Annotated in this window: 25 protein-coding genes, 1 tRNA gene, 1 pseudogene and 1 other annotated feature; of the genes and pseudogenes, 13 read left to right on the top strand and 14 right to left on the bottom strand. The window is 52.7% G+C overall.

The annotated features are described in order from the left end of the window. Positions 1-2: 2 nt before the first annotated feature. Positions 3-1,457, bottom strand: coding sequence for a multidrug efflux MATE transporter EmmdR (gene emmdR / locus USH94_RS20950; RefSeq protein WP_127731578.1), 1,455 nt, complete (start codon positions 1,455-1,457; stop codon positions 3-5). A gap of 161 nt (positions 1,458-1,618) precedes the next feature. Here emmdR and USH94_RS20945 point away from each other — a divergent pair. Both USH94_RS20945 and USH94_RS20940 read left to right on the top strand, forming a co-directional pair. Next, positions 1,619-1,694, top strand: a tRNA-Asn gene (locus USH94_RS20945). Positions 1,695-1,747: 53 nt separating this feature from the next. Continuing rightward, positions 1,748-2,083, top strand: a complete 336-nt coding sequence (locus tag USH94_RS20940; protein ID WP_111966146.1) for a gamma-glutamylcyclotransferase family protein — start codon at positions 1,748-1,750, stop codon at positions 2,081-2,083. Between the two features lie 48 nt (positions 2,084-2,131). Here the strand turns inward: USH94_RS20940 and USH94_RS20935 are convergent, their stop codons facing one another. The 4 genes from USH94_RS20935 to dacD all read right to left on the bottom strand — a co-directional run bounded on the left by USH94_RS20935 (position 2,132) and on the right by dacD (position 5,536). Next, positions 2,132-2,467: a DUF496 family protein gene (locus tag USH94_RS20935; RefSeq protein ID WP_008499467.1), complete on the bottom strand. Its 336-nt coding sequence runs from the start codon at positions 2,465-2,467 to the stop codon at positions 2,132-2,134. A 158-nt stretch (positions 2,468-2,625) separates the two neighbouring features. Next, on the bottom strand, positions 2,626-3,684 hold the full coding sequence (locus tag USH94_RS20930) for an FUSC family protein (protein ID WP_111966145.1): 1,059 nt from the start codon (positions 3,682-3,684) through the stop codon (positions 2,626-2,628). 92 nt (positions 3,685-3,776) lie between these two features. Then, a complete protein-coding gene (sbmC, locus tag USH94_RS20925) occupies positions 3,777-4,250 on the bottom strand; it encodes a DNA gyrase inhibitor SbmC (RefSeq protein WP_111966144.1) in 474 nt (157 codons plus the stop codon). Between the two features lie 119 nt (positions 4,251-4,369). Next, the gene (dacD, locus tag USH94_RS20920) at positions 4,370-5,536 is read right to left on the bottom strand and encodes a serine-type D-Ala-D-Ala carboxypeptidase DacD (protein WP_032646438.1); all 1,167 of its coding nucleotides are present in this window, start codon (positions 5,534-5,536) and stop codon (positions 4,370-4,372) included. 198 nt (positions 5,537-5,734) lie between these two features. Here dacD and sbcB point away from each other — a divergent pair, with 198 nt between their 5' ends. Beyond that, a complete protein-coding gene (sbcB, locus tag USH94_RS20915) occupies positions 5,735-7,171 on the top strand; it encodes an exodeoxyribonuclease I (protein WP_414146661.1) in 1,437 nt (478 codons plus the stop codon). 123 nt (positions 7,172-7,294) lie between these two features. Here sbcB and plaP read toward each other — a convergent pair whose 3' ends face one another. The 4 genes from plaP to USH94_RS20900 form a co-directional block, all read right to left on the bottom strand. After that, entirely contained in the window at positions 7,295-8,653 is a 1,359-nt protein-coding gene (gene plaP, locus USH94_RS20910) for a putrescine/proton symporter PlaP (RefSeq protein ID WP_023312362.1), read from the bottom strand. Further along, positions 8,643-8,705, bottom strand: coding sequence for a membrane protein YoeI (gene yoeI, locus USH94_RS22575; RefSeq protein WP_111966150.1), 63 nt, complete (start codon positions 8,703-8,705; stop codon positions 8,643-8,645). Before yoeI ends, plaP begins: the two co-directional genes overlap by 11 nt. 218 nt (positions 8,706-8,923) lie before the next feature. Further along, on the bottom strand, positions 8,924-9,853 hold the full coding sequence (locus tag USH94_RS20905) for a LysR substrate-binding domain-containing protein (RefSeq protein ID WP_111966142.1): 930 nt from the start codon (positions 9,851-9,853) through the stop codon (positions 8,924-8,926). Positions 9,854-9,894: 41 nt separating this feature from the next. Continuing rightward, positions 9,895-10,719, bottom strand: coding sequence for an SDR family oxidoreductase (locus tag USH94_RS20900; RefSeq protein ID WP_111966141.1), 825 nt, complete (start codon positions 10,717-10,719; stop codon positions 9,895-9,897). A gap of 175 nt (positions 10,720-10,894) precedes the next feature. On the opposite strand from USH94_RS20900, the gene hisL reads away from it, so the two are divergent. From hisL to hisIE, 9 genes are all read left to right on the top strand, one after another. Then, positions 10,895-10,945, top strand: a complete 51-nt coding sequence (gene hisL, locus USH94_RS20895; RefSeq protein ID WP_001364200.1) for a his operon leader peptide — start codon at positions 10,895-10,897, stop codon at positions 10,943-10,945. After that, positions 10,921-11,044, top strand: a sequence feature (His leader region). It overlaps the preceding gene by 25 nt. A 45-nt stretch (positions 11,045-11,089) precedes the next feature. Next, complete coding sequence (gene hisG / locus USH94_RS20890; RefSeq protein ID WP_000886595.1) at positions 11,090-11,989, top strand: ATP phosphoribosyltransferase; 900 nt, start codon at positions 11,090-11,092, stop codon at positions 11,987-11,989. Between the two features lie 5 nt (positions 11,990-11,994). Further along, entirely contained in the window at positions 11,995-13,299 is a 1,305-nt protein-coding gene (gene hisD / locus USH94_RS20885) for a histidinol dehydrogenase (protein WP_111966149.1), read from the top strand. Next, entirely contained in the window at positions 13,296-14,357 is a 1,062-nt protein-coding gene (gene hisC, locus USH94_RS20880; protein ID WP_111966140.1) for a histidinol-phosphate transaminase, read from the top strand. The genes hisD and hisC overlap by 4 nt, the downstream gene beginning before the upstream one ends. Continuing rightward, the gene (gene hisB, locus USH94_RS20875; RefSeq protein WP_111966139.1) at positions 14,354-15,421 is read left to right on the top strand and encodes a bifunctional histidinol-phosphatase/imidazoleglycerol-phosphate dehydratase HisB; all 1,068 of its coding nucleotides are present in this window, start codon (positions 14,354-14,356) and stop codon (positions 15,419-15,421) included. Before hisC ends, hisB begins: the two co-directional genes overlap by 4 nt. Beyond that, positions 15,421-16,011 carry an imidazole glycerol phosphate synthase subunit HisH gene (hisH, locus tag USH94_RS20870; RefSeq protein WP_111966138.1) on the top strand — a complete coding sequence of 197 codons (591 nt, stop codon included), beginning with the start codon at positions 15,421-15,423 and terminating at the stop codon, positions 16,009-16,011. The genes hisB and hisH overlap by 1 nt, the downstream gene beginning before the upstream one ends. Beyond that, complete coding sequence (hisA, locus tag USH94_RS20865) at positions 16,011-16,748, top strand: 1-(5-phosphoribosyl)-5-[(5-phosphoribosylamino)methylideneamino]imidazole-4-carboxamide isomerase (protein WP_111966137.1); 738 nt, start codon at positions 16,011-16,013, stop codon at positions 16,746-16,748. The genes hisH and hisA overlap by 1 nt, the downstream gene beginning before the upstream one ends. Next, positions 16,730-17,506: an imidazole glycerol phosphate synthase subunit HisF gene (gene hisF / locus USH94_RS20860; RefSeq protein ID WP_111966136.1), complete on the top strand. Its 777-nt coding sequence runs from the start codon at positions 16,730-16,732 to the stop codon at positions 17,504-17,506. The genes hisA and hisF overlap by 19 nt, the downstream gene beginning before the upstream one ends. Continuing rightward, on the top strand, positions 17,500-18,111 hold the full coding sequence (hisIE, locus tag USH94_RS20855; RefSeq protein WP_111966135.1) for a bifunctional phosphoribosyl-AMP cyclohydrolase/phosphoribosyl-ATP diphosphatase HisIE: 612 nt from the start codon (positions 17,500-17,502) through the stop codon (positions 18,109-18,111). Before hisF ends, hisIE begins: the two co-directional genes overlap by 7 nt. A 39-nt stretch (positions 18,112-18,150) precedes the next feature. On the opposite strand, the gene wzzB is transcribed toward hisIE, so the two are convergent. Further along, positions 18,151-19,131, bottom strand: a complete 981-nt coding sequence (gene wzzB / locus USH94_RS20850; RefSeq protein ID WP_111966134.1) for an LPS O-antigen chain length determinant protein WzzB — start codon at positions 19,129-19,131, stop codon at positions 18,151-18,153. Positions 19,132-19,323: 192 nt separating this feature from the next. Here wzzB and USH94_RS20845 point away from each other — a divergent pair, with 192 nt between their 5' ends. Next, positions 19,324-20,328 carry an NAD-dependent epimerase gene (locus USH94_RS20845; RefSeq protein ID WP_087822844.1) on the top strand — a complete coding sequence of 335 codons (1,005 nt, stop codon included), beginning with the start codon at positions 19,324-19,326 and terminating at the stop codon, positions 20,326-20,328. A 48-nt stretch (positions 20,329-20,376) separates the two neighbouring features. Here USH94_RS20845 and ugd read toward each other — a convergent pair whose 3' ends face one another. From ugd to USH94_RS20825, 4 genes and pseudogenes are all read right to left on the bottom strand, one after another. Next, on the bottom strand, positions 20,377-21,543 hold the full coding sequence (gene ugd, locus USH94_RS20840) for a UDP-glucose 6-dehydrogenase (RefSeq protein ID WP_111966133.1): 1,167 nt from the start codon (positions 21,541-21,543) through the stop codon (positions 20,377-20,379). A 226-nt stretch (positions 21,544-21,769) separates the two neighbouring features. Continuing rightward, positions 21,770-23,176 (bottom strand): NADP-dependent phosphogluconate dehydrogenase, encoded by a 1,407-nt coding sequence (gndA, locus tag USH94_RS20835; RefSeq protein WP_028013772.1) that lies wholly within the window; start codon positions 23,174-23,176, stop codon positions 21,770-21,772. Between the two features lie 188 nt (positions 23,177-23,364). Further along, the gene (locus USH94_RS20830; protein WP_320731331.1) at positions 23,365-24,996 is read right to left on the bottom strand and encodes an LTA synthase family protein; all 1,632 of its coding nucleotides are present in this window, start codon (positions 24,994-24,996) and stop codon (positions 23,365-23,367) included. Between the two features lie 45 nt (positions 24,997-25,041). Then, positions 25,042-25,475, bottom strand: a pseudogene (locus USH94_RS20825) (glycosyl transferase); the annotation flags it as partial.

Below are 25,475 nucleotides of genomic sequence, written 5' to 3'. Positions count from 1 at the left end.
TGTCAGGCATTTTTCCGCGGATATTTCCACAGCCAGCGCCCGCTGACCATCCGCCAGTAGAACAGCGCCCCACGTACGGCCCAGTCGAGGAACATCCCCAGCCAGACGCCGACCACTCCCCATCCGAGCATAACCCCAAGCGTATACCCCGCCACAACGCGACATCCCCACATGCCGAGCATCGAAACCCACATCGCAAAGCGGGCGTCGCGCGCCCCCTTCAGCCCGGCGGGCAATACCCATGAGGCCGCCCAGATGGGCATAAAGGCCGCGTTGAGCCAGATGAGGATCTTAACGACCTCTTTAACGTCGTCTTCGTGGGTATAAAACGAGGCCATCAGCCCGGCAAAGGGCGCGGTTCCCCAGGCGATCAGCGTCAGTCCAATGGTCGACAGCCAGAAAACATGCCGCAGCTGCCGCTCCGCCTGGCCTATCTGCCCTTTCCCGAGCCGTTTACCGGTGATGATGGTCGATGCCGACCCCAGCGCGTTACCCGGCAGGTTAATCAGCGAGGCGATGGAAAAAGCGATAAAGTTACCGGCGATCACGTCGGTGCCCATCCCGGCGACAAACATCTGCGTCAGCAATTTCCCGCCGTTAAACAGCACCGACTCAATGCTCGCAGGAATACCGATCCCCATCACTTCCCAGATAATGGCGAAATTAAAGGGGCGGAAATAGCTTTTCAGCGTAAGGCGCAGCGAGGGGGTGATCCCCGCCATCAGTACCCCAATGATGGCTGCCGCACCGATATAGCGTGAAATGGTTAAACCCAGTCCGGCGCCGACGAAGCCCAGCCCGTCCCACGAGAACACGCCGTAGATCAGCACGCTGCTGATAATGATATTGAGGATATTCATCCCGCCGTTGATCAGTAGCGGAATTTTGGTGTTGCCCGCCCCGCGCAGCGCACCGCTGCCAATAAGGGCAATGGCCGCTGCCGGATAGCTTATGACGGTCATCTCCAGGTAGGTCAGCGCCAGGTCTTTAACCTCGTTCGTGGCCTCCCCGGCGACAAAGTCGATAATCTCTTTACCAAAATAGTGGATCACCGCCGCCAGGACGATCGAAAAAATGGTCATGATCATCAGCGACTGGCGGGCCGCCTCGCGTGCCCGTTTGGGATCCAGCTTGCCGAGGCTAAAGGCCACCACCACCGTCGTCCCGAGGTCTATGGCGGCAAAGAACGAGATCACCACCATGTTAAAGCTGTCCGCCAGCCCAACCCCAGCCATCGCCTCTTTACCCAGCCAACTCACCAGAAAAGTGCTCAGAACCCCCATCAGCAGAACGCAGGTATTTTCCAGGAAGATAGGCACAGCAAGAGGGGTGATTTCACGCCAGAACAGGACACGATAGCTTTTACGTTTTGCATACCATGGCGTGCGCGTTATCGCCTGGCGTAAGGAGGCAGTGACGTTCAAAATGGACCTTAGCGAGAAAAGTTGAAACTCCATTTCAAATGATGGGGGACAAATGCTAATCCTGCAAAGTATTTTCCAGAAAAAGATGTGTGGATTTACAACAAACTGACGACAGAATCAGCAATCGGTCGATTTTCCCTAAGATCAGGTTTGACAAAACTTTTTTCGCCGCTAAGATAAGCCTCCACAACGATTCCTCTGTAGTTCAGTCGGTAGAACGGCGGACTGTTAATCCGTATGTCACTGGTTCGAGTCCAGTCAGAGGAGCCAAATTTAAAAAGCCTGCTTTTAAAGCAGGCTTTTTGCTTTGCGGATGAGGGAAAATGAACGCTCTGTTTGTCTACGGCACGCTGCGCCCGGGCCACTCTAATGCGCATATTCTTGAGAACATCGGCGGCGAATGGCTGGCCGGTTCCGTATCCGGCACGTTTTACGAACGCGGCTGGGGTGCTGCGGCGGACTTCCCGGGGATCGTGCTCCACCCCGATGGTCCCCGCGTCGAAGGCTATCTGTTTATCTCTGATAACCTTGCCGCACACTGGCAATTGCTGGATGAATTTGAAGACGGCTATGACCGGGTTGAGGTCGCAGTGACCACCTCTGAAGGCAAGCAGGTTCAGGCCTGGATTTATCAGCTGCAGCCGCGTTCTGAGTCATAAAAAAAAGGCTCTCTGTCACCAGAGAGCCTTTTTCACGATTCGCTGCGATTACTCGCTTTTTGCTTCGCCGTTTTTGATTTCGCCCATCACTTTCAGCTTCTTGGAGATGTCGCGACGCTCTTTGGACAGCTCTGCGTTTTTGATGATGTAGTCATCAACGCGGTCTTCATAGTCGCTCTTCATGCTGGCGATGATGCCCTGAATAGCTTCAACGCTCATGCCTGGCTTGATGTAGTCGCTCAGGTTGTCGAGCAGCAGAACACGTTTCTGGTTGTCACGGATCTTCTTCTCAACGTCCTGGATTTCACGCTGCAGTTTGTTTTTGCGGCGGAACAGGCGGACGAATTCCAGAACATCCTGGAACGAAGGCTTGGTAGTTTCCATTTTTACACCCCTGATAATGTGAGAGTCGGATTCGTTAAGGCAACCGTTGTAACAATAACCTTACTGACAGCGGCTGCGAATGACAATGAGTATATCGTTTAAAGCTATCATAACCCCAATTGCTGCTGAATCGAAGCAGCAGCCGTCACATACGCCTTTTATTTGCGCAGCGCCCGGCAAATAAGGTGCGATAACAGCTCAAGCTGCCGCGCCAGTTCCATGCTCAGCCAGACGTAGCCATGAATAGGCGTTTCCGCCACGTTATCGCTCTGGCGTTCATTGATTAACTGCTTCAGCTCCGCGACGATCTCATTCAGTCGCTCGCTGTTGGCCAGTATCGGCTGCGGGTTGCCTTCATAGAGCGCATGAGCGATGGTCAACAACGTTTGCTGCGTCATCTGCTGAGTCTCTTTGAGGGTCTGCGCATTAAGCATCAACAGATGGCTGGGACGCGAAGCCCAGTGGGCGTTGATTTGCAGTTCAAGCATGCAGACCAGGTTGCGGCTTACCGTCTGGATAGCTTCGAAAATCGATTTTTGAATGCGGGTTTCTTTGCTGGCGGGCGTGATCAGGCCGCGCATTTTAACCACGTCGTTAAGGATGGTTTGCAGGTGCTTTTCCAGCCGCGGGCGCTCGACCAGATTAGGGGAAAAACCGGCCTGATAAACGCGGTTAAAGGCGGTAACGTAGTTAGCCATCTGAATACGCCAGTGCAGAAAAGCCCGCTGCGGCCAGATACCGGTAAAAAGCATGGCCAGCAGCGACCCCAGGATGACATCCCCGCTTCGCCACAGCGCCGTGGTCATATCCCCGGCGGGCGCCCCGACAACCACCGCGAGAGTAATACCAATCAGCAGCGCCTGATAGGGCTTTTTGCCCAACGCCAGCCAGCCGCAGAGGAACATAGCGGCACCGCACCATGCCAGCATCACCGGAAATGAGATGAGCTCCAGCTTCAGCGCAATAAGACCCAGGGCAGAGCCAAGAACGGTCCCGCCAATTCGTTCAAAGGCGCGCGGGACCACGTTCCCCCAAAACGAGATAGGCCCCATCACCACCACCAGCGTGATCAGCGGCCACGTCCCTTCCGGAACATCCAGCAAACGGACCAGTACAAACGTCAATATGAAAGCCAGCGCGATGCGACACCCGTGCACAACGCGGTAATGTTTATACAACCGAATTTCAAAAGGGGTTAATGATTTGTCGGGACGCACACCCGCTCTCCAGCTACACGGCAAACCACAATTGTACTGTGTTTTCAGCCGGGCGGATCGTTCCCGGCTGAAAAACCCTTCATTTAGCAGGCTTAAACCGTTTTATGCTCGACGGCGATATACATTTCGATATCCCAGTAACCGTCCGCATTGCCGTCATTGAGATAGCGTTCGAAGCAGGGCTTAAGCGCCATCTGGTACTTATTGTCCTGAAGCAGGGAATTGAAAAACTGATACCAGGGCGTGGCGAAGTCGTAGTTTTCCACGCGAGCCGTCGCCACGGCATAGTCCCCGGCCACGATTTCCGTCATCATGACGCCTTCGCTGTTTTCCGGAATAACGAAATCGTCCGGTACGGTAACGGCCGTATCACAGCGCAGTTTTTCTGCCGGGACCTCATCCGGGTTATCGTAATAGACCGCAACCCACTCCAGCGGCTCAATGTGACGCCCGTCAACCCACATGACCAGCTGTTCAAAGCCCTGCTTTACCGTGTGTTCCCACGGGCCGACCAAATGAAAACCGGCAATCTTACGTTTCTGTTGCTGCTTAATGCTGTAGTCCATGCTGCCTCCATTTATTACTGTATATTTATACACTATAAAACTGGATTATCATTATCAGCAAACGAGGAATGTTTATTATGTGAGCAGACTCGCAACCCTGCCAGTCTGCTCAGCGGGACTTAAAGCGTGTGATGCAGGTAATCGCTCAGTCGAGAGAACAGGCCGCCTTTATCAACGGCTTCCAGCGTTACCAGCGGCCAGTGGGCTACCACTTTGTCGCGGTCATAGAGCTGGATTTCTCCGACCCGCTGATGCGCGGCAATCGGCGCTTCCAGCTCTTTTTTATCCAGCACGTATTTGGCTTTGATGTTCGGTACTTCCGCTTTCGGCAAGGCCAGCCAGAAGTCCTGGTCGGTTCCCAGTTTCACCTGTTCCTTGTCGCCGTACCAGATGCGCTCCGTCCCCACTTTTTTTCCGCTATGCAGGATCTGCACCGTATCGAAATTCTGCTGTCCCCAGTGCAGCAGTTTTCGGGCCTGGTCCTCACGCCCTTTCGGGCTGTCCGCCCCCATCACCACAGCGATTAAACGGCGCTGGCCGTCTACGGCAGACGCAATCAGGTTAAAGCCAGCCCCCGAGGTATGCCCCGTTTTAAGGCCGTCCACGTTCATGGTTTTATCCCACAGCAGGCCGTTACGGTTCTGCTGGGTGATCCCGTTCCAGGTCAGGCTCTTTTCGCTGTACATATGGTAAAACTCAGGCTCGCCGTGGATGATGGCCCGGGAGAGTACGGCCAGGTCATAGGCGGAGCTGTGCTGGCCCGGCGCGTCCAGCCCGTGGACGGTTTCAAAATGCGTATCGCGCAGGTTCAGCTTCTGCACGTAGTCGTTCATCATTTTCACGAACTGCGGCTGCCCGCCCGCCACGTGATCGGCCAGCGCCACGCAGGCGTCGTTGCCGGAATCGACTATCAGGCCGCGGCTCAGATCGCGCACGGAGACGCGATCGCCCTCTTTCAGGAACATCAGCGACGAGCCGTCAAAAACCGGGTTACCTTTTGCCCACGCGTCACGCCCTACGGTGACAATGTCGTCCGGCGTAATGCGGTGGCTATCAATGGCCCGATCAACCACATAGCCCGTCATCAGCTTGGTCAGGCTCGCCGGATTACGTTGTTGATGTTCGTTGCCCGCCGTTAAAATCTGACCAGTCGTGTAATCCATCAGCACCCAGGAGCCAGCCTGAATGGCCGGAGGCTGCGGCGAAAAATCCAGTGGTTCGGCCGCAAAAGCAGATGAGACACTCGAAGCGAGTAAAGAAACAGCAATAAACAGACGGCGTTTCAACGGTATATCCTCAGGTCAGTAAAAATCGATGACCTTTTTACGGGAGTTCTGATGTCGTTACCTGGCTTAATTGCAAAAAAATGTGACAGAACGCAGATTTTTCTCTGAAGCTGGCGCGCAAATTTGCCTCGCGGCGGTGCTTTTTATTCGGTCTGACCCGCGCGATCGTTTACCATAGTGACGTCATTTTTTAACAGGATGGTATTACTGGTGTCTGACTCTGCCGCTCGCCCGACTTTTTTGTTCCACGACTACGAAACCTTTGGCACTCACCCGGCGCTGGACCGACCGGCGCAGTTTGCCGCCATCCGTACCGACGACGAATTCAACATTATTGGCGAGCCCGAGGTCTTTTACTGCAAACCGGCTGATGACTACCTGCCGCAGCCCGGCGCGGTCATGGTTACCGGCATCACCCCGCAGGAAGCGCGGGAGAAAGGCGTTAACGAGGCAGAGTTCGCCCGACGCATTCACGATCTCTTTACCGTTCCCAATACCTGCGTGGTTGGTTACAACAACATCCGCTTCGATGACGAAGTGACGCGCAATATCTTCTATCGCAACTTCTACGATCCCTATGCCTGGAGCTGGCAGAACCGCAATTCACGCTGGGATTTGCTCGACATCATGCGCGCCTGCTACGCCCTGCGTCCTGAAGGCATTAACTGGCCGGAAAATGAGGAAGGGCTGACCAGCTTCCGGCTGGAACACCTGACGCGCGCCAACGGTATCGAGCACAGCAACGCCCACGACGCGATGGCGGACGTCTATGCCACCATTGCCATGGCGAAGCTGGTGAAAAGCGCACAGCCCCGGCTGTTTGAGTATCTGCTAAGCCATCGCAGCAAGCAGAAGCTTATGACCCTTATCGACGTACCGCAGATGAAGCCGCTGGTGCATATTTCCGGCATGTTTGGCGCATGGCGCGGCAATACCAGCTGGGTTGCGCCGCTGGCGTGGCATCCGGACAACCGTAATGCGGTCATCATGGTGGACCTGGCGGGCGATATTTCACCCCTGCTGGAGCTCGACAGCGATACCCTGCGCGAACGTTTGTACACGCCGAAGAATGAACTCGGCGATCTGCCTGCGGTGCCGGTCAAACTGGTGCACATAAATAAATGTCCGGTACTCGCTCAGGCGAACACGCTGCGCCCGGAAGATGCTGACAGGCTGGGCATCAACCGTCAGCACTGCCTCGATAACCTGAAAGTGCTGCGCGAAAACCCGCAGGTGCGCGAGAAAGTGGTTGCTATCTTTGCCGAGGCGGAGCCATTCGTGCCGTCTGAAAATGTGGATGCCCAGCTCTATAACGGCTTCTTCAGCGATGCCGATCGCGCGGCCATGAATATCGTTCTGCAAACCGAGCCGCGTAACTTACCGGCGCTTGATATCACCTTCGCCGATAAGCGCATCGAAAAGCTGATGTTTAATTACCGCGCGCGTAATTACCCGGGAACCCTGGATGAAGCAGAGCAGGAACGCTGGCTGCAGCACCGTCGCAACGTATTTACCCCAGAGTATCTGCACAGCTACGCTCAGGAGCTGGAAATGCTTTATGGCCAGTATGAAGGGAATGCGGAGAAACAGGCACTGTTGAAATCCCTGTTCCAGTACGCGCAAGAGATAGTCTGAAAGTCAGAAATAAAAAAACCGAAGGCGATGGTCTCCGGTTTTTTTTTGCCCTGCGGCGCTGCGCTTACGCGGGCTTACGGGTTATGTAGGTCGGGTAAGGCGTAACCGCCACCCGACACAGTCTTACGCGACGTCTTCGTACTGCGGAACCGGGTTACGGAAGCTCTTCGTAACGCAGGCCAGGTAAATCAGGCCGATACCCGCCCAAATCAGGCCAAGCACCATCGAGCTCTCTTCCAGGTTAACCCACAGCGCGCCCACGGTCAGGGCACCGCACATCGGCAGGAACAGATACTGGAAGTGATCTTTCAGCGTTTTGTTACGCTTTTCACGGATCCAGAACTGAGAGATAACCGACAGGTTAACAAAGGTAAACGCCACCAGTGCACCAAAGTTAATCAGCGCCGTTGCCATCACCAGGTCAAAGTTAATTGCCAGAAGCGCAATCGCACCGACCAGGATGATGTTCATCGCCGGGGTACGCCAGGTTGGATGCACGTAGCCGAAGAAACTTTTCGGGAATACGCCATCGCGGCCCATTACGTACATCAGACGCGCAACGCCTGCATGCGCGGCCATACCGGATGCCAGTACGGTGATGGTGGAGAAGATCAGCGCGCCAACCTGGAACGCTTTACCCGCCACATACAGCATGATTTCTGGCTGAGACGCATCCGGATCCTTGAAGCGAGAGATATCCGGGAAGTACAGCTGCAGGAAATAGGTCGAGAAAATAAAGATCAGACCGCCAATCAGCGCCGTCAGGAAGATGGCTCGCGGGATCACGCGCTCTGCATCCTTCGTTTCCTCGGACAGGTTGCTGATCCCGTCAAAACCGGTAAAGGAGAAGCACAGAATGGTTGCCCCGGTAATCATCGGGATAACATGCGCATCACCAGACCAGAACGGTTTGCTGCTTGCCAGCGTACCAGCCCCTTCGCCGTGGAACACGCCATAGATCACCATGCCAAGAATAACGGCAATCAGGACAACCTGAAGCACAACGATAACGGAGTTAAAGTTGGCAACAGACTTAATGCTACGCAGGTTGAAGGCCGTCATAAAGGCCACCAGCGCCACGACGAACATCCAGGATGGAATCGATGGCACCAGCGCTTCAAAATAGATTTTTGCCAGCAGAATGTTGATCATCGGCGCGAACAGATAGTCGAGCAGCGAAGACCAGCCCACCATAAAGCCAACCGTCGGGCTGATGGATTTCTGTGCATAGGTGTAGGCGGAACCGGCAGACGGATAGCGGCGAACCAGCTTACCGTAGCTCAGCGCGGTAAAGAGGATCGCAATCAGCGCGAAGCCGTAAGCCGTCGGCACATGACCGTCTGTGAGGCCTGATACGATACCGAATGTATCGAACAGCGTCATCGGTTGCATATAGGCCAGGCCCATCATAACAACCGGAATCAACGTAAGCGTTTTACGTAATTCCACGCGAGAGGTGTTTGGAGTTGCGTTATGCGACATAGTTATTCTCCTTTAAGGTGATAACCGCCACGTAAGCGAAAAATTGCCCCATTTGTTTCTTCCTCAGCGACAACAACTGTCGGATTTTAGTAAATATCTATCCGGTACGAAGCCCGGCCTCTTGGTTTTTAGTTTCGTTTCGTACATGCAAAAAAAATAACCGACGCCTTTTATATCGTCGATTATTCATTTGGTTGCAGCGGCGGCATTTTGCCCCACATCGGATACAAAAGGCAATACTTTGCAACGCAGCGGGTAATTTTCTTTTTGCTAACTGGCTGATTTCTCGACGCTGCCCTGAGCATAAACAGCGGCGATAGCACTATTTGCTAAAATTTCGTCGCGCCACCAGGCACTTGCTAGCCCGGCGGTCTGTTCATTCCAGCCCACCCACACCGACTCATGGCTGTTTTGAGCAAGTACCTGTTTTTCAACAAGCGCACCGCTGTCAATAAACCGCTGCGCCAGATAGCGGGGCAAATAGCCGCAGCCCAGGCCGCTTATTTGCAGCTCCAGCTTGGTTTTAAAGTCGAAAACGGTGATGGCCTCCTGCTCATCAAGCAGCTGCGAGGAGGCCGAACATTCCGGACGAGAGCTGTCCCCAACCACGATGGCGCGGTAGCCTTTAATCATACGACGGTTAAGAGGCTCTGGTTCCTGAGCCAGGGGATGATGGGGCGCCACGGCAAATACCTGCTCCAGCACGCCGAGCCGGGCAAAACCAAAATCGCTCAGCTGGGGAGGCTCATGGAGTGCACCGACAAAAATATCCGCCCTGCCCTGGGTTAAAGCATCCCAGGAGCCACCCAGCACGCCATTTATAAAGATAAGACGGGTCACGCTGTGGTGTTGATAAAAAGCTTCAATCAGCGGCGTCAGGAGAGAAAATGGAAAGGTATCATCCACGCCAATAACCAGCTCGTTTTCCCATCCCTGATGGAGCTTAACGGCCTGTTTTTCCAGCTCGCGAACGGTATGCAGAACTTCGCGGCCTTTTTCCAGCAGCATCTGTCCGGTTCGGGTAAAACGTGCGCGGTGCCCGGAGCGATCGAGGATCTGAATATTGAGATCGCTTTCCAGTTTTTGAACGGTATAGCTCAACGCAGACGGGGTTTTGTAGAGCTTTGCCGACGCAGCGGCAAAGCTCCCCTCTTTTTCCAGTGCATCCAGAATAATAAGAACATCCAGCAGCGGTTTCATGCTCGCCCCCTTCTGGTGTGCGATCGTCTCCGCTGCTGGTCTTATTCCATGGGCATCACCAGCGGATCGGGATACTGATACTCAAACCCCAGCTCATGACAAATGCGATTGCCATCAACAATTTTGCCTTTGCTGTCATCTTTTGCCTCACTAAAGACCGGCGGAGCCAGGCCAAGCTGACGTGCCATCAGCGGGTAAAAGGTGCTGCGCGCTGGATGAGACGGTGCACATATATTATAGATGTGTCCGCCTTTCGGAGCCTGTAAGAGTAACTCAATCGCGCCAATAACATCCTCAAGATGGACAAGATTCACGCCGTGCTGGCCGTCTGGCGCCGTCTTTCCGGCAAAAAAGCGTCCCGGATGGCGTCCAGGCCCCACCAATCCTGCCAGACGCACGATATCAACCTGCGTGCCGGGAAGATTATGCAACCAGTCTTCCAGCTCTTTCAGGACCTGACCGCTCGCCGTAACGGGACGGCGCTCGGAGCTCTCTTTTACCACACCTTCAGCATCGCCATAGACCGACGTCGAGCTGGTGAAAACAATGCGCGGTACGTGATGCGCCAGCGCGCTGTCGACAATCTCCTGCATCGCCTGCAGATAAAATGATTCGCCCGGGCCGCTGCGCCGCGCGGGTAGCGTAATCACCAGCGCATCCACGTTCATCAGCGTGTCCAGATCGTCCGCATCACACACCAGTTCCGGCTCCAGACGCAGTTCAACGCCATCAATACCGCACATGCGCGCCGCTTCGACCCCATCTCGGGTGGTCTTGCTCCCGGTCACCTGCCAGCCTTTCGCGGCTAATGACATCGCCAGCGGCATTCCCAGCCATCCTAAACCGACAATCGCGACCTTTTTCATGCGAATTCTCCTGACTCTTACTCGTCTTTCATAAGGCTACGCCAGCCCGGCAGAACACACAATTCATAGCATCAATATGAAATGAATTAATGATCAAAAAAAGCCCTTGCAATATGTCGTACAACTGGTTTAGGTTAAAAGACATCAAATGAATAAGCATTCATCGAGAATTTATATGACACGCGTTCAATTTAAACACCACCATCATCACCATCATCCTGACTAGTCTTTCAGGCGATGTGTGCTGGAAGACGTTTGGATCTTCCAGTGGTGCATGAACGCATGAAAAAGCCCCCGGAAGATCTTCTTCCGGGGGCTTTTTTTTGGACCGAATTCAGACAGGTTAAAACAGGTTAACGAGGAATAAAGAATGTTAGATAACTCACGTTTACGCATAGCTATTCAAAAATCAGGCCGTTTGAGTGACGATTCACGCGAACTGCTGGCCCGCTGCGGGATTAAAATTAACCTGCACACCCAGCGCCTGATTGCTCTGGCTGAAAACATGCCCATCGACATTCTGCGCGTGCGTGATGACGATATTCCCGGCCTGGTCATGGATGGCGTCGTTGACCTCGGCATCATCGGGGAAAACGTGCTGGAAGAAGAGCTGCTGACCCGCCGCGCGCAGGGCGAAGACCCGCGTTACTTCACCCTGCGTCGTCTGGACTTCGGCGGCTGCCGCCTGTCGCTGGCAACGCCGGTTGATGAAGCCTGGGACGGTCCGGCCGCGCTGAACGGCAAACGTATTGCCACCTCCTACCCTCACCTGTTAAAGCGTTATCTGGATCAGAAAGGCGTGCAGTTTAAATCCTGCCTGCTGAACGGCTCCGTTGAAGTGGCGCCGCGTGCGGGTCTGGCGGACGCCATCTGTGACCTGGTCTCTACCGGCGCGACGCTGGAAGCGAACGGCCTGCGCGAAGTGGAAGTGATCTACCGCTCCAAAGCGTGCCTGATTCAGCGCGACGGCGAGATGGCGGATGCCAAGCAGCAGCTGATTGACAAGCTGCTGACCCGCATTCAGGGCGTCATTCAGGCGCGTGAGTCCAAGTACATCATGATGCACGCCCCAACCGAGCGCCTGGATGAAGTGATTGCCCTGCTGCCGGGCGCCGAGCGCCCAACCATCCTGCCGCTGGCGGGCGATCAGCAGCGCGTGGCGATGCACATGGTGAGCAGCGAAACCCTGTTCTGGGAAACCATGGAAAAACTGAAGGCGCTGGGCGCAAGCTCCATCCTGGTGCTGCCAATTGAGAAGATGATGGAGTAATGGCCATGAGCTTTAACACAATCATCGACTGGAATACCTGTAGCGACGCACGGCAGCGCGAGCTGCTGATGCGCCCGGCGATTTCCGCCTCTGAAAGCATCTCGCGCACCGTGGCAGAGATCCTGGATAACGTCAAAGCCCGCGGCGATGACGCGCTGCGTGAATACAGCGCGAAGTTTGATAAGACGGAAGTCGTCGCATTACAGGTTACCGATCAGGAAATCACTGATGCCAGCAATCGTCTGGGTGACGACATCAAGCAGGCAATGGCTGTTGCGGTGAAAAACATTGATACCTTCCATACCGCGCAGAAGCTGCAGACCGTAGATGTCGAAACCCTGCCCGGCGTGCGTTGCCAGCAGGTAACGCGCCCGGTTGCGTCAGTCGGCCTCTATATTCCCGGCGGCTCTGCGCCGCTTTTCTCCACCGTACTGATGCTGGCGACTCCCGCGCGGATTGCCGGGTGTCAGAAAGTGGTGCTGTGCTCGCCGCCACCGATTGCCGACGAGATCCTCTACGCGGCGAAGCTGTGCGGCGTGCAGGCGGTCTATAAAGTGGGTGGCGCGCAGGCGATTTCTGCCCTGGCGTTCGGCACGGAATCCATTCCGAAGGTCGACAAAATCTTTGGTCCGGGCAATGCGTATGTTACCGAAGCCAAGCGCCAGGTCAGCCAGCGTCTGGACGGCGCGGCCATCGATATGCCTGCCGGCCCGTCTGAGGTGCTGGTGATTGCCGACAGCGGCGCAACGCCGGATTTCGTGGCATCCGACCTGCTTTCACAGGCGGAACACGGCCCGGACTCGCAGGTCATCCTGCTGACGCCGGACGCCAACATGGCAAAACGCGTGGGCGAAGCCGTTGAGCGTCAGCTTGCCGACTTGCCCCGCGCCGAAACGGCACGCCAGGCGTTAGCGGCCAGCCGCCTGATTGTGGCGCGCGATATGGAGCAGTGCATTGCCATTTCTAACCAGTACGGCCCGGAGCACCTGATTATTCAGACCCGCAACGCGCGCGATCTGGTCGACAGCATTACCAGCGCGGGCTCGGTGTTCCTCGGCGACTGGTCACCGGAGTCAGCGGGCGATTACGCCTCCGGCACCAACCACGTGCTGCCAACGTACGGCTACACCTCAACCTGTTCCAGCCTCGGCCTGGCGGATTTCCAGAAGCGCATGACCGTGCAGGAACTCTCCCGCGAAGGGTTTGCCTCACTGGCCTCGACCATTGTAACCCTTGCTGCCGCCGAGCGCCTGACCGCCCACAAAAATGCCGTTACGCTGCGCGTTGCAGCCCTGAAGGAGCAAGCATGAACATTGAAGAATTAGCCCGCGAAAATGTCCGTCGCCTGACGCCCTATCAGTCTGCGCGTCGTCTGGGCGGAAAAGGGGATGTCTGGCTGAACGCTAACGAATTCCCGACTGCGGTGCAGTTCGAGCTGTCGCAGCAAACGCTGAACCGCTATCCGGAGTGTCAGCCGAAGGCGGTTATTGAAAACTACGCGCAGTACGCGGGCGTGAAGCCAGAGCAGGTGCTGGTCAGCCGCGGCGCGGATGAGGGCATTGAACTGCTGATCCGCGCCTTCTGCGAGCCGGGCAAAGACGCGGTAATGTACTGTCAACCTACCTACGGCATGTACAGCGTCAGCGCGGAAACCTTCGGCGTGGCGTGCCGCAACGTGCAGGCGCTGGAGAACTGGCAGCTGGATCTGCAGGGCATTGCCGACAATCTCGACGGCGTGAAGGTCGTCTTCGTCTGCAGCCCAAACAACCCGACCGGGCAGATTATTAACCCGCAGGATATCCGCACCCTGCTGGAGATGACCCGTGGTAAAGCGCTGGTGGTGGCCGACGAGGCCTACATCGAGTTCTGCCCGCAGGCGACGCTGACGGGCTGGCTGGAAGAGTATCCGCATCTCGTTGTGCTGCGCACGTTGTCAAAAGCCTTCGCCCTCGCGGGCCTGCGCTGCGGGTTTACGCTGGCGAATAAAGAGGTCATCGACCTGCTGCTGAAGGTGATCGCCCCGTACCCGCTCTCAACGCCGGTTGCCGATATTGCGGCACAGGCGCTGACGCCTCAGGGGATCAACGCGATGCGCGAGCGCGTGGCGCAAATCCTGGAGGAACGTCAGTATCTGGTGACTGCCCTGAAGGATATTCCGTGCGTGGAGCAGGTGTTCGACTCGGAAACCAACTACATCCTGGTACGCTTCACCGCATCGAGTGCCGTATTTAAATCTTTATGGGATCAGGGCATTATCTTACGAGACCAGAATAAACAACCTTCCCTGAGCGGATGCCTGCGCATTACCGTCGGCACCCGCGCAGAGAGCCAGCGCGTAATTGACGCCCTGAAAGCGGAGAAAGTATGACCCAGAAGATCCTTTTCATCGATCGTGACGGCACCCTTATTTCGGAGCCTCCAGCCGATTTTCAGGTCGATCGATTCGACAAGCTGGCCTTTGAACCGGACGTGATCCCGGTGCTGCTCAAGCTGCAAAAAGCCGGATACAGGCTGGTGATGATCACCAATCAGGATGGTCTGGGTACCGACAGCTTCCCGCAGGCAGACTTTGACGGCCCGCATAATTTAATGATGCAGGTGCTGACCTCTCAGGGCGTGGTATTTGATGAGGTGCTGATTTGCCCGCACATGCCGGCCGACGAGTGCGACTGCCGTAAGCCAAAGGTGAAGCTGGTTGAGCGCTACCTGGCTGAAGATGCGCTGGATAAAACCAACAGCTATGTTATCGGCGATCGCATAACCGATATTACGCTGGCGGAAAACATGGGCATCGCGGGACTGCGATATGACCGCAACAACCTGAACTGGACGATGATTGGTGAGCAGCTGACAAAACGCGACCGCTACTCGCACGTTGAACGTAACACCAAAGAGACGCAGATTGATGTGAAGGTCTGGCTGGACCGCGAAGGCAGCAGCAAGATCCACACTGGCGTGGGTTTCTTCGACCACATGCTCGACCAGATTGCCACCCACGGCGGTTTCCGCATGGAAATTACGGTAAAAGGCGATCTCTACATCGACGATCACCACACCGTGGAAGATACCGGCCTGGCGCTGGGTGAAGCCCTGAAGCTGGCGCTCGGCGACAAGCGCGGCATTAACCGTTTCGGCTTTGTCCTGCCGATGGACGAGTGTCTGGCGCGCTGCGCGATGGACATCTCCGGTCGCCCGCACCTGGAATATAAAGCAGATTTCAATTACCAGCGCGTGGGCGATCTGAGCACCGAAATGGTGGAGCACTTCTTCCGTTCATTGTCTTATACCATGGGCCTGACGCTGCACCTGAAGACCAAAGGTAAGAACGACCACCACCGCGTGGAGAGTCTCTTCAAAGCCTTTGGTCGTACCCTGCGCCAGGCAATTCGCGTGGAAGGTGACGCCCTGCCTTCATCGAAAGGAGTGCTGTAATGAATGTGGTGATTCTGGATACCGGATGCGCCAACCTGAACTCCGTAAAATCGGCCATTGCGCGCCACGGCTACGAGCCGGTGGTGAGCCGTGACCCGGACGTGGTGCTGCGCGCCGACAAACTCTTTTTACCGGGCGTAGGTACCGCGCAGGCTGCAATGGATCAGATTCGCGAACGCGATCTGATCGATCTGATCAAGGCCTGTACCCAGCCGGTGCTGGGCATATGCCTGGGCATGCAGATCCTGGGCCGCCGCAGCGAAGAGAATAACGGCGTTGACCTGCTGGGCATTATTGACGAAGACGTGCCGAAAATGACTGACCACGGTCTGCCTCTACCGCATATGGGCTGGAACCGCGTGTACCCCAAAGCCGGCGACAGGCTGTTTCGCGGCATCGAAGACGGCGCGTATTTTTACTTCGTGCACAGCTACGCCATGCCGGTGCACGTGAATACGATCGCCCAGTGCACTTACGGCGAGGCGTTTACGGCAGCTGTACAGAAAGACAATTTCTTCGGCGTGCAGTTTCACCCGGAGCGCTCTGGCGCCGCGGGCGCGCAGCTGCTGAAAAACTTCCTGGAGATGTGATGATTATTCCCGCGTTAGATTTAATTGACGGTACGGTTGTCCGTCTGCATCAGGGTGATTACGGGCAGCAGCGAGACTACGGAAACGATCCGCTGCCGCGTCTGCAGGATTATGCCGCCCAGGGTGCGCAGGTACTGCATCTTGTGGATTTGACGGGCGCGAAAGACCCGGCGAAACGCCAGATCCCGCTGCTTAAACAACTTGTTGCGGGTGTTGATGTGCCGGTACAGGTTGGCGGCGGTGTGCGTACGGAAGATGACGTCGCGGCGCTGCTGGACGCTGGCGTGGCCCGCGTGGTGGTAGGTTCGACCGCCGTGAAAGATCCTGAGACGGTGAAGGGCTGGTTCCGCCGCTTTGGCGCCGACGCCCTTGTACTGGCGCTGGACGTGCGTATTGACGAACAGGGCAACAAGCAGGTGGCCGTCAGCGGCTGGCAGGAAAACTCCGGCGTGACGCTGGAAGAGCTGGTTGATATCTATCTGCCCGTTGGCCTGAAGCACGTGTTATGCACTGACATCTCCCGCGACGGCACGCTGGCTGGCTCCAACGTCTCGCTTTATGAAGAGGTTTGTGCGCGTTATCCGCAGATAGCGTTCCAGTCTTCCGGCGGTATCGGTGATATAGGCGACGTAGCCGCGCTGCGCGGTACCGGTGTGCAGGGTGTGATTGTGGGCCGGGCTCTGCTGGAAGGTAAATTTACTGTGACGGAGGCGATTCAATGCTGGCAAAACGGATAATCCCTTGCCTGGACGTACGTGACGGCCAGGTCGTGAAAGGCGTGCAGTTCCGCAACCACGAGATCATTGGCGACATCGTTCCGCTGGCAAAACGCTATGCTGATGAAGGCGCAGACGAGCTGGTGTTCTACGATATTACCGCGTCCAGCGATGGCCGCGTGGTCGACAAAAGCTGGGTGGAACGCGTGGCGGAAGTGATCGACATTCCGTTCTGCGTGGCGGGCGGAATTAAGTCCGCTGACGACGCCGCCAAAATTCTCTCGTTTGGCGCCGACAAGATTTCCATCAACTCCCCTGCCCTGGCCGACCCGGAGCTCATTACCCGCCTCGCCGATCGTTTTGGCGTGCAGTGTATTGTGGTTGGGATCGACACCTGGTATGACGCCGCAACGGGCAAGTATCACGTCAACCAGTACACGGGGGATGAAAGCCGCACGCGCGTGACGCAGTGGGAAACGCTCGACTGGGTGCAGGAAGTGCAAAAGCGTGGCGCTGGCGAGATTGTCCTCAACATGATGAATCAGGATGGCGTGCGTAACGGGTATGACCTCGAACAGCTGAAAAAAGTTCGTGAGGTCTGCCACGTTCCGCTGATTGCCTCCGGCGGCGCGGGCACCATGGAACATTTCCTGGAAGCCTTCCGCGATGCGAACGTGGACGGCGCGCTGGCCGCTTCCGTGTTCCACAAGCAGATTATTAATATTGGTGAGTTAAAAACGTACCTGGCCGACCAGGGCGTGGAGATCAGGGTATGTTAACAGAGCAACAACAGGCGCAGCTGGACTGGGAAAAAACGGACGGATTACTGCCGGTGGTTGTCCAGCATGCCGTCTCAGGCGAAGTGCTGATGCTGGGGTATATGAACCAGGACGCGCTGGCGAAAACGCTCGCCAGCGGCAAAGTGACCTTCTACTCCCGCACGAAACAGCGCCTGTGGACCAAAGGCGAGACCTCGGGTCATTTCCTGAATGCAGTGAGCATTACGCCAGACTGCGATAATGACACCCTGCTGGTGCTGGCAAATCCAATCGGCCCAACCTGCCATAAGGGCACAAGCAGCTGCTTCGGCGAGGCGAGCCACCAGTGGTTGTTCCTGTATCAACTGGAACAGCTGCTGGCAGAGCGTAAAACGGCTGACCCTGAAAGTTCGTATACCGCAAAGCTGTACGCCAGCGGAACCAAGCGTATTGCGCAGAAGGTGGGTGAAGAAGGCGTTGAAACCGCGCTGGCCGCGACGGTGCATGACCGCGAGGAGCTGACGAATGAAGCGTCGGACCTGATGTATCACCTGCTGGTGCTGCTGCAGGATCAGGAGCTGGATTTGACGGCGGTGATTGAAAATCTTCGCAAACGGCACAAATAAAAAAACCGGGGAATATCCCCGGTTTTTTTTATCTGCAAATCAGGCTTTTGGTTTGTAGTTGCGCAATGCGTTGCGGCCAAGCACCACTCCAGAACCAATTATTCCACCCAGCAGCACGGCCAGAATTAGAACTATCGCTTTTTTCGGGCTGTCACGACGTACAGGGAGTTCCGGCTTCATGACATAACGGTAAACGTGGATTGTGTCCGGGTTTACGTTCAGATTCTGGATGTCCAGCAGATTTCGTTTGGTCTGATAATAGGCTCTTGGGAAAACCAACGGGAGAGAAGCTTCGTTGTCAATCATTGATTTCAGCCCCTCACTTCCCAGCAGGAACATCGTTTCCTGAGTCACTTCCTGGGTTTGCTGAAGCTGAGGCGAGGTAATTTTCGCCGCTTCTGCGTTCTTCAACGCCTCAGCAATCTGTTTGATACGCAGATCCTTCTGCTCCTGAGCGACCTTCTCCTGGTTTTTCAGAGAATCATTCAGGGTTTTTATCTGCGCTTTGATGTTGTCAGTAAGGTCAGCGGCGAGTTCTTTTGCCGTTTGCTCATCAACCTGCTGAATGTACTGCGCCAGCTGCTTTTGCGCGGCTTCTGCCGATGAACTGGTATACGATACAATTAACGGGAATGGCTGGTCTTTAACCTTGGGCTCAATTGTCAGTTTTTCAGGTACAGCCTGGTTTTCAAGCGCCTGCGACAACGCCGAAAATGATGAGCTAAAACGGCCGATAGCACGCGTTTGGTTGTCATTCATTGTAGGTGCGGCGGTACCATACAGGATATTCAACGCATTAGAATAGCTGGCAATCTGAGCTGCGTCAGGTTGTGCAATAATTGCGCTAGAGGTCCACTTTTCTTTTGCAACGGATAAATATCCAATTGTCAGGGCGATACAAACAACAACAAAGGCTGCTATCACCCACTTCCCACGCCACAGCTGGAACACTAAATCAAGTAAATCAATTTGCTCAGGGTCATTGCTTCTGCTGACCGGGCTATTGTTGTTTTGCGTCATACAATCCCTAACTGATAAAAAAAGGGCAAACATAATTAAGTTTGTATAGTTTATCGATTACTGGCGATTTTTCTATAAGAATCCGATGAGTAATATCGGAAAGATGGGTTATGTAACTAACCCCCTTCGCGCTATCATAGACGCCATGTGATGCGTTACGGCATCTAAAGAATAGGGTTTATGAGGGAAGCTATGAAATTTTTGGTCACGGGTGCCGCAGGTTTTATCGGTGCGAATGTCAGTAAACGCCTCCTTGAGGCTGGTCATCAGGTTGTCGGTATCGATAACCTCAATGAATACTACGATGTCAACCTGAAGCTGGCACGCCTGGAACTGTTAAAATCTGAGCGTTTCACCTTTCACAAGCTGGAATTAGCCGACCGGGAAGGTATGGCCACGCTTTTCGCGGCTGAGAAGTTTGACCGTGTGATTCATCTTGCCGCGCAGGCGGGTGTGCGCTACTCCCTGGAAAACCCGCACGCGTATGCTGATGCCAACCTTATTGGGCATCTCAACGTGCTGGAAGGCTGTCGCCATAACAATGTTCAGCATCTTCTGTATGCCTCGTCGAGCTCCGTATACGGTCTCAACCGCAAGATGCCTTTCTCCACTGACGACTCCGTGGATCATCCGGTCTCGCTCTATGCCGCGACTAAAAAAGCCAACGAGTTGATGTCGCACACCTATTCGCATCTTTACAACTTGCCGACCACCGGGCTGCGCTTCTTTACCGTGTATGGTCCATGGGGCCGCCCGGATATGGCGCTATTTAAATTCACCAAAGCGATGATTGAAGGCAAAAGCATCGACGTTTACAACTATGGCAAGATGAAGCGCGACTTCACTTACATCGACGACATCGCCGAAGCCATTATTCGTCTGCAGGATGTCATTCCTCAGGCCGATGCAGACTGGACCGTTGAGACCGGTTCCCCGGCGACCAGCTCCGCGCCGTATCGCGTTTACAATATTGGTAACAGCTCGCCAGTCGAACTTATGGATTACATTACCGCGTTGGAAGAAGCACTGGGTACAAAAGCAGAGAAGAACATGCTGCCTCTCCAGCCAGGGGATGTTCTGGAGACCAGTGCCGATACCCAGGCTCTTTATGAGGTGATCGGATTTAAACCGCAAACCTCGGTTAAGGATGGAGTGAAAAACTTCGTTAACTGGTACCGCGAGTTTTACAAAGTCTGAAAATAAAAAACCCGGCTTATCCGCCGGGTTTTTTATGGAGCAAGAGAATTAGTCGCTACCGAAGAGATCTCGGGTATAGACTTTGTCCGCTACGTCAGCCAGTTCTTCAGCCATGCGGTTTGAAATGATGACATCGGCTTCTTTCTTGAATGCATCCAGGTCGCGGATCACTCGAGAATTGAAGAACTGATCGTCCGGCATGGCAGGCTCATAGATGATAACCTCAACCCCTTTGGCTTTAATGCGCTTCATGATCCCCTGAATAGAAGAAGCGCGGAAATTATCGGAACCGCTCTTCATGATCAGACGATATACGCCCACCACTTTGGGTTGACGCGCGAGGATGGAGTCAGAGATGAAATCTTTACGGGTACGGTTCGCATCAACAATCGCCGAAATGAGATTATTCGGCACCGCCTGATAGTTTGCCAGCAGTTGCTTCGTGTCTTTTGGCAGGCAATAGCCACCGTAGCCAAATGACGGGTTGTTATAGTGGTTGCCAATGCGTGGGTCGAGGCATACCCCTTCAATAATCTGACGGGTATTCAGTCCGAGGCTCTCTGCGTAGCTGTCCAGTTCATTGAAATAAGCCACTCGCATTGCCAGATAGGTATTCGCGAAGAGCTTGATCGCCTCAGCTTCAGTGGAGTCGGTAAACAGCACCTGAATATCTTTCTTCAGCGCCCCTTCCTGTAGCAACGCAGCAAAACGTTCAGCGCGCTCAGAACGTTCGCCAATAACGATACGCGAAGGGTGCAGGTTATCGTAAAGCGCTCTCCCCTCACGCAGGAATTCCGGCGAAAAGAAGATATTATCAATACCGAATTTTTCTTTAATGGATTTGGTAAAACCGACAGGGATGGTCGATTTAATCACCATCACCGCATCAGGGTTGATCGCGATAACGTCTTTGATTACCGCTTCTACCGTTGAGGTGTTGAAATAGTTGGTTTTAGGATCGTAGTCAGTAGGCGTCGCAATGATGACGTAATCCGCATCGCGGTATGCATCTTCTTTATCTGTCGTGGCGCGGAAATTCAGCGTTTTATGGCTGAGATAGTCCTGGATTTCTTTATCCACAATCGGCGATTTTTTCTGATTAAGCATATCCACTTTGGCCTGCACGATATCCAGCGCAACCACTTCATGATTCTGAGCAATCAGAATGCCGTTAGAAAGACCGACATACCCTGTTCCGGAGATTGTTATTTTCATTCGCTAATGACTTCTGTGAGTTAACTGTACTGATGGCCGCCAGACCATCGCGATAAACATAACTGTTGGGCTTTGTACCTCCTGGGAAACTGAACTGTCAAGGCAAACCAGGAGTAATGGCTACGAGCGGGGCGAGATTCAGACTACTTCGAATAACAGGCGACATTTCTTGCATAAAAAAACCCGGAGACAGGCTCCGGGTTTTGATGACAGCGAGTAAGCTAACTTATTCCATCCATTCGGTATGGAACACGCCTTCTTTATCGGTACGTTTGTAAGTATGCGCACCGAAGTAGTCACGCTGTGCCTGAATCAGGTTAGCCGGCAGAACAGCCGCACGGTAGCTGTCGTAGTAGGCTACTGCAGCAGAGAAGGTCGGAACCGGGATACCGTTCTGGACAGCGTAGGCAACCACATCACGCAGCGCCTGCTGATATTCGTCAGCAATTTTCTTGAAGTACGGTGCCAGCAGCAGGTTGGCGATACCGGCGTTTTCAGCATAGGCATCGGTGATTTTCTGCAGGAACTGCGCACGAATGATGCAGCCCGCGCGGAAGATCTTCGCGATCTCACCGTAATTCAGATCCCAGTTGTTCTCGTCTGATGCCGCACGCAGCTGAGAGAAGCCCTGCGCGTAAGAGACGATTTTACCCAGGTACAGTGCACGACGCACTTTTTCAACGAATTCGGCTTTATCACCCGCTGGTTTAGCCTGAGGGCCAGACAGCACTTTAGATGCCGCAACGCGCTGCTCTTTCAGGGAAGAGATGTAGCGCGCGAAGACGGATTCGGTGATCAGTGACAGCGGTTCGCCCAGATCCAGAGAGCTCTGGCTGGTCCATTTACCGGTGCCTTTGTTCGCTGCTTCGTCCAGAATCACATCAACCAGGTATTTACCTTCTTCATCTTTTTTAGTGAAGATATCTTTGGTGATGTCGATCAGGTAGCTGTTCAGTTCGCCTTTGTTCCACTCGGTAAAGGTTTCAGCCAGCTCTTCGTTAGAAAGGTTAAGACCGCCTTTCAGCAGGGAATAAGCTTCAGCAATCAGCTGCATGTCGCCGTATTCGATGCCGTTATGCACCATTTTCACATAGTGACCGGCACCGTCAGGACCGATATAAGTCACACACGGCTCGCCATCTTCTGCAACAGCAGCGATTTTAGTCAGAATAGGCGCAACCAGTTCGTATGCTTCTTTCTGGCCGCCAGGCATGATGGATGGGCCTTTCAGAGCGCCCTCTTCACCACCGGAAACACCGGTACCGATGAAGTTAAAGCCTTCAGCAGAAAGTTCACGATTACGACGAATGGTGTCCTGGAAGAAGGTATTACCGCCATCAATGATGATGTCACCTTTTTCGAGGTAAGGCTTCAGGGAGTCGATAGCTGCATCGGTACCTGCGCCAGCTTTCACCATTAACAGGATACGACGAGGCGTTTCCAGAGACTCAACGAACTCTTTCACCGTATAGAAAGGAACCAGTTTCTTGCCAGGGTTCTCGGCAATGACTTCTTCGGTCTTATCACGGGAGCGGTTGAAAACGGAGACGGTATAACCACGGCTTTCGATGTTCAGCGCCAGGTTGCGCCCCATCACTGCCATACCGACAACGCCGATCTGTTGCTTGGACATTACATACTCCTGTCAGGTGTGGTCACCACGGCTTATGCGCGGCTTGAAATGTGACTTTGATGTTAACTCAGGTTAGCGCTGATGAATAGTAATTCATAATTCTGAATTTAATTATGACACGTTTTGCATACGTAACGGTTATACTTTAGGCCGACCGTTTAAGAAACAATCAAAACTGCATAATTATGTTACCCGCTAATGTTGTAGAATCTTTTTATTTCTGATTTGACAGGTCCGACATCCGTAAAGGGCAATAAAGTAACCCCATCACCTTCACCAGTAATAAAATAGTCATCTCCAATTGCTGAGGCTTTTGATAATGGGCTACTACATCCTTTATCAATTAACGAACAACCCAGAAAATAATTCATCGAATACTTCACCCCGAGCATTTGCAATATTGTCGGTGCGAGACTGAGTGAATTCATTCCATGGGCATTTATTACCTGATGCTTAACACCCTTACCAATAAGTATAAATGGAATTTTATTTACGAAATAAGTAGCCTTGCTGTTAAAACTTTTTTTATATTCTGGCGATGGATATGTTGCATGATCGGCTGTTATAATTAAAATACTATTTTTATAGTATTTACTTTTTTTGAAATACTCAACAAAATGGCCCAACTGCTGATCAAAATTATAGAATTTGTTATAATATGGATTAGTCCCATCGCCATATTTTACATTTGGACTATCCTGCCCATGATGTGTTCCTGATGGGTAAACTCCAATGAAGAAAGGTTGTTCGCCTTGTGGAGTGGCGTTCAAAAAGTCACGAAGTGCATTAAATGTTTGTTTATCCGTCATGCGGTCATGCTGATAACCAACGAAATTCCCCATACCCATAACATTATCAAAATTTAATGTTTTAAGCATTGTATTCAACGGGCTATTTTTATGCGTAGATGCAATAAAATAATTTTTATAGCCCTCCGCCCTAAGTATTTCAGGTAGCGTAACTTGACGATTGAGATATATATCATTTATATCATGAGAAGATAACTGGTCGATACCAGTACCTTCATTTGTAACGCCATCGCGATATTGATATCCTGAAGTAAGTTGCCCACGCAGACCACGAAATGTCGCAGCCGTGTGATTATAATAGTTAATAAATGAAGTCCCTTCCTTTATATAATTGTCAATATTAGGTGTAACTGAGAAATCTCGGCCATTTTCACGACCAATTATTTCCTGAGACATACCCTCAGTAAAAATGACAATAACATTACGCTTCTTAAAATCAAAATCACCGTTACTTTCATTATTGTAAATAGTATTCTTTAGAAATTCCTTCCCTGAGTCAGCAATTTTGATATTTGGTTTAAAGGTGGCTTGCATATAAAAAAGCTTGCTTGTTACATAAAGCTCATGTAATGGTCCACGAGTAAAAAATAACAAAATAATGCCGATGAAAAATATTACCACCTGTTTATTATTTTTTACTGGAACTGTTCTCCCAGGAAAAACTAAGAACGATAGCAACACATAAAATATAAAAATAGTAGCGGTTTTAATGAATGAAGTCATCCCCAACGCTGCGAACTCTGCAGCGTTTGATAAAGCCAAGGGAACAAGATATTGCCCTGTTGAGAATAGTGATGCTGTTTGAATACCTAAAATACAAAAATACAAAACCCAGATAAATCTTCTCAATAAATACTGTGATAAAAAAAAGAGAGTAAATAAAACTATAACAAATTCAAGTAAAAAACTTAGTATCAGGTCTGCTCTCTCACATAAATACATAACAGTTGATTGCAGTAACATAATACTAACGAAGATAGTAAAAAAATTTTTACGATTAAACTTAGGCAATTTCTTTCACCAGGAATAATTAATGTGATTTTATAAGGGAGCGATTTAATAAAGAGCCTCATACATAGAAGCGATATGTTCCCAGTGATACATATCATCAGCATATTTTTTTAAATCATTGACGCGACAGGCAAGCTCCCCAGAATGCAGTTTTTCTGTTAATGTGCTAAGTTGCTCAGAATTACGAAAATAGTGTGCTAACTCATTAGTTGTATAGCGATTAAAATCACAATCATAGGCAAATACTGGAATTGAGAAATGCATCGCTTCAACTAATGAAGGATTTGTTCCTCCAGCCGAGTGTCCGTGAATGTATGCAAGACAATTCTTTCTCAACTTATAAAGCTCATTAATATTATAGTTGGGATCAAGAAGTATTATATTTGAATAGGCAGCGTATTGCGCCTTAAGTTTGCGTCCGTAATCACTGTTATCCCAGTTCCCCATAAACTTAAGAACTAGAGATGTGTTTATAAAGG

The sequence above is a fragment of the Enterobacter sp. 148H3 genome, from assembly GCF_034107425.1.
In the GTDB taxonomy this organism is placed as follows: domain Bacteria; phylum Pseudomonadota; class Gammaproteobacteria; order Enterobacterales; family Enterobacteriaceae; genus Enterobacter; species Enterobacter vonholyi.
Note: the sequence above shows the minus strand (reverse complement) of the source record. Positions and strands in the feature narration are given on the sequence as shown.